The organism is Bacteroides sp. D1 (assembly GCF_000157095.2).
In the GTDB taxonomy this organism is placed as follows: domain Bacteria; phylum Bacteroidota; class Bacteroidia; order Bacteroidales; family Bacteroidaceae; genus Bacteroides; species Bacteroides xylanisolvens.
Map to the genome: position 1 here is coordinate 601386 of NZ_JH114339.1, position 12427 is coordinate 613812.

The 12427-nt window shown below is 42.3% G+C and carries 7 protein-coding genes and 1 pseudogene; 6 read left to right on the forward strand and 2 right to left on the reverse strand.

The genetic code is table 11. The features are described 5' to 3' along the window. On the forward strand, window positions 1–253 hold a 253-nt coding region (locus tag BSAG_RS24275; protein ID WP_008997521.1), incomplete at its 5' end, for a transposase. 9 nt (window positions 254–262) lie between these two features. On the opposite strand, the pseudogene BSAG_RS25650 reads toward BSAG_RS24275, so the two are convergent. Together BSAG_RS25650 and BSAG_RS11960 are read right to left on the reverse strand one after the other, a co-directional pair. Then, window positions 263–789, reverse strand: a pseudogene (locus BSAG_RS25650) (KilA-N domain-containing protein); the annotation flags it as partial. A 74-nt stretch (window positions 790–863) separates the two neighbouring features. Continuing rightward, complete coding sequence (locus BSAG_RS11960) at window positions 864–5675, reverse strand: RecQ family ATP-dependent DNA helicase (protein ID WP_004316576.1); 4812 nt, start codon at window positions 5673–5675, stop codon at window positions 864–866. A 196-nt stretch (window positions 5676–5871) separates the two neighbouring features. On the opposite strand from BSAG_RS11960, the gene rpoN reads away from it, so the two are divergent. From rpoN to BSAG_RS11935, 5 genes are all read left to right on the forward strand, one after another. Further along, the gene (gene rpoN / locus BSAG_RS11955; RefSeq protein ID WP_004316577.1) at window positions 5872–7356 is read left to right on the forward strand and encodes an RNA polymerase factor sigma-54; all 1485 of its coding nucleotides are present in this window, start codon (window positions 5872–5874) and stop codon (window positions 7354–7356) included. A 46-nt stretch (window positions 7357–7402) separates the two neighbouring features. Next, window positions 7403–8074: a hypothetical protein gene (locus BSAG_RS11950; protein ID WP_004316578.1), complete on the forward strand. Its 672-nt coding sequence runs from the start codon at window positions 7403–7405 to the stop codon at window positions 8072–8074. A gap of 29 nt (window positions 8075–8103) precedes the next feature. Then, on the forward strand, window positions 8104–8484 hold the full coding sequence (gcvH, locus tag BSAG_RS11945; RefSeq protein ID WP_004316579.1) for a glycine cleavage system protein GcvH: 381 nt from the start codon (window positions 8104–8106) through the stop codon (window positions 8482–8484). A 111-nt stretch (window positions 8485–8595) separates the two neighbouring features. Beyond that, the gene (purE, locus tag BSAG_RS11940; RefSeq protein WP_004296231.1) at window positions 8596–9105 is read left to right on the forward strand and encodes a 5-(carboxyamino)imidazole ribonucleotide mutase; all 510 of its coding nucleotides are present in this window, start codon (window positions 8596–8598) and stop codon (window positions 9103–9105) included. Between the two features lie 139 nt (window positions 9106–9244). Continuing rightward, window positions 9245–11089, forward strand: a complete 1845-nt coding sequence (locus BSAG_RS11935; protein ID WP_004316580.1) for a 4-hydroxy-3-methylbut-2-en-1-yl diphosphate synthase — start codon at window positions 9245–9247, stop codon at window positions 11087–11089. Window positions 11090–12427 lie beyond the last annotated feature (1338 nt).

Genomic DNA, 12427 nt, shown 5'->3' on the forward strand with positions numbered 1-12427 from the left:
TTATTACACACGCAAGAAGAAACATAAGCTATTCTGCAAGCGTGCAGGAATAGAGCCGACTATCGGGCATTTGAAATCAGACTTTCGTTTAGGACGCAACTTTTATAAAGGTGTGTTCGGGGATGTTGTCAATCTGCTCTTAGCCGCAGCAGCGTACAACTTCAAAAGAGCCATGAGGGTTCTTTGGCTACTTGTTGAAAAAATCTGCGGGACACTGTTTTCTTGCAATATCCCGCAGATGAGTACTTTTTAAGGGACGACTACTTATTTGTTTGGGGGTAACTTCGGTAGGAATTAGATTTTGCTTAATAGCGTCAGTATGAATACGGTAATTAATCTTAGATAGTTCTCTTTTTGCATTCCATCCTACTTGAGTCTGTTCTTGCTCTTTTAAACGTTGGTATTCTTTAACAAGCAACAATTGAAAACGAGGACTGATCCACATTCCGAAATGGTAGGCAATGTCACGGTGAGCATATGTGCCTCCATATCGTCCTGCCTTTGAGATAATGCCGATAGCTCCTGTGCGCTCAATCCACGTCTTTACAGAAAGTACAAAATTATTGCTTCCGGCTGCATTTTAATTGTACCGAATTCGGTACAATTAAAATTAGTGTTGTATAGCATTTCCTATTCACCTATATATTCAAGGGTACTTTTCAGACTAAGCCATCTGAAAATAATATGTTCTTGCATTTGACTGCGTGCCATATCGGTTAATGAAATATAATCGTCATCATGATATGATACGACTGCAATCTCTGTATTCTGTACTTTTATCTTTGTCATGTCAGTCTTTTAGGTTTTAACTTTTCAAAGGTACGATAATATATTAGTAAATAACCGAGTAATCCAATTTCCTTTTATACCTTTTTAAAAACAACCTTCGGCAATACAATCTTGGCTTCTTTCTTATCTTCCTGTTTTTCCCAATATACAACGAAGTTGACAGAAGCTTTTTCCAGTTTATAATCTTTCTGTATTAATTCGTTGAGTATATCTTTAAACTTTTTAGAGAAACGTAGAATCTCATTATTTGAAAAATCTGTGCATCCTTTCTCTGTAAGTCGTAGAGACATACCGCTTTTTAGGGTATTTATTGCAGCCTGGCAATGAGAGTCAATGAAGAAATCAAGCCATAAGTCTCTATGAGTTAACGTATAACATAAACTTTGCGGAGCCGGATATGTATTGCTGTTTATCCGGTATTCTGCAAGACCATTAGCAATATTGCTCAGATAATGTCCGTTTGTGTGAATAGACAGATTTTGTTTGGCACGAGTGATGGCGACATAGACTTCACGCTTCTTTTCGTCCGAAAGTGATTCTATATTAGTAAGGAGCAGAAAAACATTGTCGAATTCTTTTCCTTTCGCTTTATGAATAGTAGAGACAACAATCGCTTCACCTTGAACCGGATAAAAATCTTCCAACTTTGACTCAAAAAGATAATTAGTCCAATCCGAGTGATATTTGCGCGAATAGACTTGTTCAAAATTGAGTATTATATTGCGACATATTTCCCATGATTGGGCATGGCCGAATTCTCTTTTAAGGCATCTCTTAGCAGTTTCCCACCGTTCGTCATCAATAAGATGAGTATCTTGACTCAGATCCAATGCCCGGTTGAAATAACGAATCTCGTCTAAATCACCCAGATAAAAGTTTCCACTATTAGTTTGTACCAACCGGACAGGCATCCCTTGTTCCTGTAAAAGACAAGCTATAAAGACAGCGTCCTCATTTGTTTTTGTAAGTATGCCGGTGGTGCCGGCTAGCGGACTTTCGAGAACATCCTTTATTAGCGGAACAATTAAATTGTCGGATTGATATTGTGTAATACGGATGGAACCTTTTTCAAGTTGATGGGCTTGTATCGGTGTATGTTTCATCCGGTGCGGGATCAGATTGACGAACGCGTTGGCAAATGCAACGAGATTGCTCCTGCTTCGAAAATTCTCGCATAACTCATAATGCCGTGCCTGATAGTTGGTAATAAGAGACTGCATATGCCGGGAGTCGGAATTTCTGAAAGCATAGATATTCTGGTCATCATCTCCCACAGCAATAACTTTCAATGATTCATTCTTTTCGATAAGTGCTGCGATAAGTGCGAACTCGTCTTCTGTCATATCCTGGGCTTCATCAATCACGAGTACGCTTTTGGTGATGCGGCTGATTTCCACTTCGCTGTTTCTAATCTTTTCTACTGCATCCTTAATTACGGATTTTGATTTCTCGATAGACCCTTGGCGTCCCAACAAATCAAAGCAATAGGAGTGGAATGTCTTTATCTCAATATACCCCACCGCATTACCTATTAAATCGTGTAACCTGCTTCGGAATTCATTGGCGGCTGCTCTGGAGAAAGTGAGCATCAATAATTGTTCATGCTTCACATCTTCCATTAACAGGAGAGAAGCCAGTTTATGCACAAGCAGGCGTGTCTTTCCGCTTCCCGGACCGGCGGCTACAACGATATGCCCCGGTTGATTGTCATTAACGATTTCCAACTGCGTTTTGGATAATTCCCCAAATAACTGCCTGTATTTGCCCGGTGTGATTCGTCGGTTAATTTCATCCTTCCGGCTGCCGGGAAAATACTTCTGAATAAAAGAAGTACTGTTCAAACTAAAATAATCGTCTACAAGTCGCAAGGCAGCCTGATAGTCATGGACCATTTTCCGGGCATATTCGCCTACAATATGTATCTGTTGTATCTTATTGGTGTAGAACTGTTCCAACTTACGGTAATCATCCTGTTTATATCGTATATTAGTAGCCCCCAACCGCTCAATGTTCATCCGGTTATATATCACAAGAAACCCACCCTCTATCTGTAAAGCTCCCATTCGGGAGAGATAAAAGAGAGTATCTTCTATTTCTTCGAGAGTGACTGATTCTTGGAACAGAACATTCTGATTCTCGTAAGCCTTCTTTAATTCCAAAATGGAAAACTCGACAAGAATTTCTTCTCTTGTTACAGATTCAGTATCTGATTCGATTTTATTGAAAAGATAATCGATAATGAACTCGGACAGGCAATGCCTGTTCTCACATCTTTTTTCGAATGGAATGCCGGTTTGCGGACGAAGATAAACGGAAATATGATTTCTGTTGTCGTCCCGATAGGAACGTTTTATCCAGTTTTTCTCCGCCCAGAAGTTTATAAGTGCTTTTAGCTTGTCCGGGCTTACATTTCTTTGAATTGCATTTTCCGCTTCTTCCCGTAATTCCTTCAGATTGACTATTTTTTGTTCTTCCTCAAAAACAGTCAGTAGGAAATTCTCTAGCTTATTATAAAATCTGATTATTTCCAGTGAACGGTTGCACTGCTCTTTTCTTAAAATATAAGCAGTGAGGTCACGTGAGTCAGCCAGTATCTTTTCTTCCCGAAGCAGGGTGATGATTTGAATAACCTCTTCATTGGAGATGCCTAGATGGTCGGAGATATAATCAATCCGGGATTCCGGTACTTCGCTGTTTGCATGCTTGCGACTTTTGGTTGAAATCAGTTTCTTGATGATTCGTGTAGCCTGCATCTTCTGTTTCTCGTTGAAGCGGGGAGACAGATTTATTTTGTCAATAGCTTCTTGAGCCGTTTTGGCCAATATGCTGTCGGCAAACACCCGGGGAGAGTTTTGTCCGCGATGCAGATAACCGGACTCTTCAAGTGCCGCTATGGCAGTGGTGACACGGGTTTCTATGTTGGTTACGTTTTCATCCCATCCGGCTTTGCGTGCTATCTCTAAAACGGACTGGGAAACCTTGGGGCGAAGACGGGTAATTTCTTTAATGGATTTCCATACTTGCTGTATTTCTCCGATATGCAATTTGGTCTGGTTGAGCAGGATAAAATGTTTATTCAAGTCTTCCTCATCGAAGAGAATATAACAGGAAGCGTTGATGTGCTCGTCGCGTCCTGCCCTGCCTGCTTCCTGAACATAATTCTCGAGAGAATCCGATATTTCATAATGGACGACTAGACCGACATCTTTTTTATCCACTCCCATTCCGAAGGCAGAAGTAGCTACCATAATCTGTATGTTGCCGGCGATAAAATCATTCTGGTTTTCTGTCTTATCCTTAATGTCCATTTTCCCGTGAAAAGCGGCAACCGAAAATCCATCCTGTTTCAGGCGTGCTGCCAGTTTGGTAGCTGTACGGGTACGGGCGACATAAACAATGGTCGGACAGCTTTTCTGCTCGATAATATCTCTCAGACTATTGTATTTTTCATTTTCCTGATTCCGCTCGAAAACCTGATATTGCAGGTTGGTCCGGCTGATGTCGCTACGGAACAGTTCGAGACGGATATTTAATTTATCCTTAAAGTAGGTAGAGATATCCTCAATAACTTTCTGTTTCGCCGTGGCTGTGAAACAGGAGACGGGTATCGGCTGTTGCAAACCTTTTTTCTCCTGAAGCTGTTTAAGATAATCACCTATATAAAGATAATCCACACGGAAATCCTGCCCCCAAGAAGAGAAACAGTGTGCTTCGTCAATAACAAAACGGACTACTTTGCGTCCTAACAGTAATCTTTCGATACTTCTTGACCTTAATGACTCCGGTGATATATAAAGTATTGAAGCGAAACCGTTTTCTACATTTTCGAAGGACTTGGCACGTTCTATGGGATCCAACAGTCCGTTGATAGTAACAGCGCTGGTGATGTCGTTTTTCCGCAGATTATCCACCTGGTCTTTCATCAAAGATTGCAGGGGAGAAATGACCACGGTAAGTCCTTTTACCTGTTCTCCGCTCATCAGAGCCGGTACTTGGAAAGTGATGGACTTTCCACCGCCGGTAGGAAAAACAGCGAGAATAGATTTCCCTTCTACCGCTGCTTGTACTGCATTTTCCTGTAAAGGCTGGTTGTTGTAAGTACGATAAGCGTCAAATCCGAAAAAATGTTTTAATCCACGGTGTATATCGAAAGCCTTGTTGCAATAGTTACATCCTGTCAGGCAAGGAGTATTGCGCAGCACATACATGATTGATTCTACTTTTGGAAAGTTATGCAGCACCCATGGCGGGGTGATGGAATACCGATCCCGGCAATTGATAAGTGCAAGGCAATAAGCCAGTTCGATGGGAGCCCGGGAAATATAGTTTTCGAGCGGGGCATGCTCGCACACTTCCTTTGCGAAACGACGACGGATAACTGTTTCCGGATTATCGTACTTTCCGAATGGTATGGTATAAGCAATGAAATCGAAGAAAGACTTAAATTCGTCAGTAGGATGCAGCAATGAGTAATAGATATATTTCAAATCTTCGTCCAGGCGTCCGAAGGCTTCCACTTCCGCTAGAAAAAGTTCATGCGCTTTCATCGAATCATTCAGCGGATTGTTGAGGCTGTCCGTTTGCAGCTTGTCATCCTTTAGCAAGTGATGGTACGGTTTGGCGGGAAACAGAAGCGGGGACAGATAGAGCGTATCTATTGCTTTGGGCTGTATATATCCGGTTTGTTGGAATAGGGGAATAATATATTTAAGGTCGTGGTTGAGTATATTGTGTCCGCCTATGTATTCTGTTTGCGTGATGAATTGTATAAATTGGGCAGGCGAATTGGCATGAAAAGAGGCTCCGTCGTTGCGGATGGCTCCCATGTCCGAGATTTGACGATTTACAGGATTAACTTCAAGGTCGATGAATGTGATATTTGTCATACGTGTTGTTTTATTTTGTAAATCAACTGTCCAAAGATAATACTAACTGATTGAAATTTCGTGAACTTCGGTGGATAAATATTTGTTCATTAGATAATTTTAGTGTTATAGGATTAAAAATTATCTCCCTAATCTGTGTAATCTCTCGTTAAAAAGTTACTTTTGTAGCGAGAAATAGTAGAAAGCAAAAACGAATATGGCACAAGGTTCCCGTCAAATACAATCTCAGGCGCAACAGCAGGTACAAACGCTCTCGCCCCAGCAGATTCTGGTCGTGAAACTGTTGGAGCTTCCCGCAGTAGAGCTGGAAGACCGTATCCATGCTGAACTGCTTGAAAATCCGGCACTTGAAGAAGGTAAAGAAGAAAACACTGCGGATGAGTATGCTGATTCCGACACTACGGAAGATGGCATGGATAGCGATGCCAACGATTATGATTCTTTGAGTGATTATCTGACTGAAGACGATATTCCCGATTATAAATTACAAGAAAACAACCGTTCGAAAGATGAACAGGCGGAGGATATTCCGTTCTCCGATTCCACCTCTTTTTATGAAATCCTGAAAGAACAGTTGCGTGAACGCAACCTGACTGAACATCAGCGTGACTTGGTGGAATATCTGATCGGTTCATTGGACGATGACGGACTGCTCCGTAAGTCATTGGAGAGCATCTGTGATGAACTGGCGATTTATGCCGGCATCGAATCGACAGAAGAAGAATTGGAAGAAGCACTCTGTATCTTGCAGGACTTTGATCCCGCTGGTATCGGTGCCCGTAGCCTTCAGGAATGTTTGTTGATACAGATTTGCCGGAAAAAGGATGAAGAGAAGAAGCCCAACCCGATACTGGAGCTGGAAGAACGTATCATCAGAGAGTGTTATGAAGAATTCACCCGTAAACACTGGGAGAAGATTATAAAGAAACTGGACATTGATGAAGAGACTTTCCAGGAAGCTCTTAATGAGATAACCAAGCTGAATCCCCGTCCGGGTGCTTCTTTGGGAGAAGCGATCGGCAGGAATCTCCAACAGATAGTTCCCGACTTTATCGTGGAAACGTATGATGACGGAACCATCAATATAAGCCTCAATAACCGTAATGTCCCCGAACTCCGTATGAGTCGCGACTTCACGGAAATGGTGGAAGAGCATACCAAAAACAGGGCTAATCAATCAAAAGAATCCAAAGAAGCGATGATGTTCCTGAAGCAGAAAATGGATGCGGCACAAGGATTTATCGATGCTGTGCGGCAGCGTCATAATACTCTGATGACTACCATGCAGGCTATCATTGACTTACAACGTCCTTTCTTCTTGGAAGGAGACGAATCACTGTTGAAACCGATGATTTTGAAAGATGTGGCTGAACGTACCGGACTGGACATTTCAACGATCTCCCGCGTGAGTAACAGTAAATATGTGCAGACAAATTACGGCATTTATCCGCTCAAATTCTTTTTCAGTGATGGGTATACCACGGAGGACGGTGAAGAAATGTCTGTCCGTGAGATACGCAAGATTCTGAAAGAGTGTATTGATGGGGAGGACAAGAAGAAACCGCTGACAGATGATGAATTGGCAGACATCTTGAAAGAGAAAGGTTATCCCATTGCTCGTAGAACGGTAGCCAAATACCGTCAGCAGTTGAATATTCCGGTTGCGCGACTTCGAAAATGAGAACGAATATAAAGTATTAAGTATAAAGTATTAAGTATTAGTGCTGATGGACAGAGAGAGAGAACATATCATAGCGGATAAGACAATGTTGCAGGTGGCGAGAGCTACTTCGATGGTCTTTACTCCATTTTCTATTCCGTTTTTATCGTTTCTGGTGTTATTCCTGTTTTCTTATCTTCGTATCATGCCGATACAGTATAAGTTGATCGTGTTGGGAATTGTTTACTGCTTTACCATACTGACACCTACCATTACCATTTTCCTGTTTCGTAAAATCAATGGCTTTGCCCGTCAGGAGTTAAGTGAGCGCAAGAAACGTTATGTGCCGATTCTGCTGACTATCATCTCGTATGTGTTCTGCCTGTTGATGATGCGCCGGCTGAATATACCTTGGTATATGACAGGTATCATCCTCGTTTCTTTGGTAGTATCTATTATCTGCATTGCAGTGAATTTAAAATGGAAATTGAGTGAACACATGGCAGGAATAGGCGGAGTGATCGGCGGACTGGTTTCTTTCAGTGCTTTGTTCGGTTACAATCCGGTCGGATGGTTATGCCTGTTTATATTGATTGCCGGTATATTAGGTTCTGCACGAATTGTATTGGGACATCACACGTTGGGTGAGGTGCTTTCCGGTTTTGCGGTTGGCTTGATATGTGCCCTTTTGGTACTTCATCCCGTGAGCAACATCTTATTTCGAGTATTTTTATTTTAAAACAGTATAAATCCTAAAAACTAATTATTATGAACTTTCTACAGAATTTGAAGTACACGAACGAACACGAATGGATTCGCGTTGAAGGAGACATTGCATACGTAGGTATCACTGATTATGCTCAAGAACAATTGGGTGATATTGTGTTCGTAGATATACCGACTGTTGGTGAAACGTTGGAAGCCGGTGAGACATTCGGAACCATCGAAGTAGTGAAAACAATTTCCGATCTTTTCCTGCCTGTAGCAGGTGAGGTGCTCGAACAAAACGAGGCATTGGAAGAAAATCCGGAACTGGTTAATAAAGAACCGTATGGCGAAGGTTGGTTGATTAAAGTGAAACCGACAGATATAAAAGCTGTGGAAGACCTGCTGGATGCCGAAGCATACAAAGCAGTGGTGAATGGATAAGGTTTTCTCCATTACATCAATCGAATAATGTAAAAGATACTATAATCCGAAGCCAGCCTTACCCTCTCTTTTGGGGAGAGGGTTGAGAAGTGGCTCTTTAATTTTTATCCTATGACTCCAATTGTAAGTATTATCATGGGTAGCACGTCCGACCTTCCTGTTATGGAGAAGGCTGCGCAATTGCTGAATGATATGCATGTACCGTTCGAAATGAACGCGCTTTCTGCTCACCGCACGCCTGAAGCTGTGGAAGAGTTTGCAAAGAATGCCCGCAACCGTGGCATTAAAGTTATTATCGCCGCTGCCGGAATGGCTGCCGCCCTTCCCGGTGTAATTGCAGCCAACACTACACTGCCGGTGATCGGAGTACCCGTAAAAGGTTCCGTGCTCGATGGTGTAGACGCACTTTATTCTATCATCCAGATGCCTCCGGGCATTCCTGTGGCAACGGTTGCTATAAACGGAGCGATGAATGCCGCTATCCTTGCCATTCAGATGTTGGCATTGAGTGACGAGAAATTGGCAGAAGCTTTTGCTGCTTACAAAGAAGGACTGAAAAAGAAAATCGTAAAAGCAAACGAAGAACTGAAAGAAGTTAAGTTTGAATATAAAACAAACTAATGTGATTTACGATTTGACAATTTACGATTGACGATTGAAATATCTTCGTAAATCGTATGTTGTCTTTGTACATGGTATCTTGTCTTTCACATTGTGCATAAAGTATTTTTAATCGTAAATCGTAAAATCATAAATCAAAATGGTTGATCTATTCAATTATTTTCGAAGAGAAACCACAGAAGTAAATATTGGGGCTGTGCCGTTGGGCGGCCCCAATTCTATTCGTGTCCAGTCGATGACCAATACGTCTACGCAGGACACACAGGCTTGTGTGGAACAGGCGAAACGTATTGTTGATGCAGGTGGCGAGTATGTCCGCCTCACAACGCAGGGTATCAAGGAAGCGGAGAATCTGATGAATATCAATATCGGACTACGCAGTCAGGGATATATGGTTCCATTGGTTGCCGATGTGCATTTCAATCCGAAAGTGGCGGATGTAGCTGCTCAATATGCGGAAAAGGTGCGCATCAATCCGGGAAACTATGTAGATGCTGCACGTACTTTTAAGAAACTGGAATATACAGACGAGGAGTATGCGCAGGAAATACAGAAAATCCATGACCGGTTTGTCCCGTTCCTGAATATCTGTAAGGAGAATCATACAGCGATCCGGATCGGTGTGAATCATGGCTCTTTGTCCGATCGCATCATGTCACGCTATGGTGATACTCCCGAAGGAATGGTGGAATCCTGTATGGAATTCCTTCGTATCTGTGTAGCGGAGAACTTCACAGATGTGGTGATTTCCATCAAAGCCTCCAATACCGTGGTAATGGTGAAGACCGTTCGTTTGTTGGTAGACGTCATGGAAAAAGAGGGGATGACTTTCCCGCTACACCTCGGAGTGACAGAAGCCGGAGACGGAGAGGACGGGCGTATCAAGTCTGCTCTCGGCATCGGCGCATTGTTGAGCGACGGGTTGGGCGATACCATCCGCGTATCTTTGAGTGAAGCACCCGAAGCTGAAATTCCGGTGGCCCGTAAATTGGTGGATTATGTTCTGTTGAGGCAGGATCATCCCTATATTCCGGGATTGGAGGCGCCTGAATTCAACTATCTGTCTCCTGAACGCCGGAAGACAAAAGCGGTCCGTAATATCGGAGGCGAACATGTGCCCGTAGTCATTGCCGACCGCATGGACGGAAAGACGGAAGTAAATCCGCAATTCACTCCGGACTATATTTATGCCGGAAGAGCCTTGCCCGAGCAACGGGAAGAAGGCGTGGAATATATTCTTGATGCGGACGTATGGCAAGGAGAGGCCGGAACCTGGCCTGCTTTCAATCATGCGCAACTACCGTTGATGGGGGAATGTGATGCAGCGCTTAAATTCCTGTTTATACCCTATATGGCCCAAACAGATGAAGTGATAGCCTGTCTGAAGTACCACCCGGAAGTGGTAATCATCTCTCAAAGCAACCATCCGAACCGTTTGGGTGAGCACCGTGCATTGGTGCATCAGCTAATGACGGAAGGTTTGCAGAATCCGGTTGTCTTCTTCCAGCATTATGCGGAAGATGATGCAGAGAATTTGCAGATAAAATCCGCAGCCGATATGGGGGCCTTGATTTTTGACGGTCTTTGCGATGGTATCTTCCTGTTCAATCAGGGCAGTTTGAGCCATGCCGTTGTCGACGCCACTGCTTTCGGAATCTTGCAAGCCGGACGTACCCGTACCTCTAAGACAGAATACATATCCTGTCCCGGTTGCGGCCGTACGCTTTACGACTTGGAGAAAACAATCGCCCGTATCAAGGCAGCCACTTCACATTTGAAAGGCTTGAAGATCGGCATTATGGGCTGTATCGTGAATGGTCCCGGTGAGATGGCGGATGCTGACTACGGTTATGTAGGAGCAGGACGGGGCAAAATCAGTCTTTATAAAGGCAAGGTGTGTGTAGAAAAGAATATTCCTGAAGAAGAGGCGGTAGAACGACTCCTGGAGTTTATCCGGACAGATCGGGAAGAAAACCAACAATGATAATTGGGCACGGAATACAGGTGATGGGGACTGATCTCATAGAAAACCTGTCATCCGTGCCTAACTTTCATGATGAGGATTCTACGGCGACCGGTAACGAGTGCCATTCTTGAACTTTCCTCAAATGCCAATTGCTGAATTCGTTTTAGCTCTTTTAGTTCTTCTTCTCTATTATAAAACCTCATAGTCAGTGAATTATATTAGTAACTGTGGTTACTGTAACCACGGTTACAAAGATGTTTATTCTGAAGGGAACAGCAAACTTTTTCTTTCTTTTATAAATTCTTTACCCTTTCCAATTAAAAATTTTATGATCGTTTCTATTGATTTGTACCAGTCTTATTGTCAAACTGTCAGGATGATATTTAAGTATTTGAATAGCAGTGTTATATCACCTGACGATAGATGTTGATAATAGGCTGACAATAAAATATATCTACTTTTACTGTCAGCCTTATTTTTATTTCTTATGATCCTTTTATGACTTGATAAATAATAGTCTTAGAAGCATGTTCTGAAGTAATGTTGCATTTTAATAACAGCCTCCCAAAGTGATATCTACCTATATAGTTCCATTAACGTGCCTATGTAGTTGCCCTAGAGTGTCAGTATAGTTTTACTGAAGTACCGCTATCTTTACTTTGTCACGGCCGTGGTGACTTCTTCCCACAGCCGTGACGAGTTCCTACCACGGCCGTGGAAAGATCTCGTCACGGCCGTGGAGAGTTAACAATACTGATGCTTTAATGTAACAATACCTACTTGTTAAGTGAAAGATACCAGCTATATATCATTCATTTAATAGGGGGATTCATTTTAAAAAGCTGCTTTCTATGTGGATGGTATGGTTACTGCAGGCGATGATGTCCTTCGGGTGCATCCTGCCCCAAAGCAATCAAAGAACAGGCTGACAATAAAAGTTCTAATTTTTTATTGTCAGCCTATTGTCATGGCTTATTGTCAGCATGTAAACCGATGATAATCATTATACTATCGGGGAAAAACTTTGGTTGACAATAAGAATCATAAAATTTATGGTTCTTCGTCAAATTTGGTGGTAATCTCTTTTTTATTTCGACGGTTTCCCTCTTCTTCTTTCTTAATCCTATAAAAAGTTGTAGATATGTTTGCTTTTTAGTAACTTTAAAGACACCACATCATTAAGAGTTACAATGCAACAAGCCATATCTACAACGTACAAATATACATCAAAAAAAGAAAATACTCCTACAAATAGGGGATTATTCCATGATTTCAGATTCAGTCTTGGCTACGATAATCTGCAACAAGATGGTATCTCTGAAGCTGTTGGCTCATTGACGGTCTTTTTACATACGG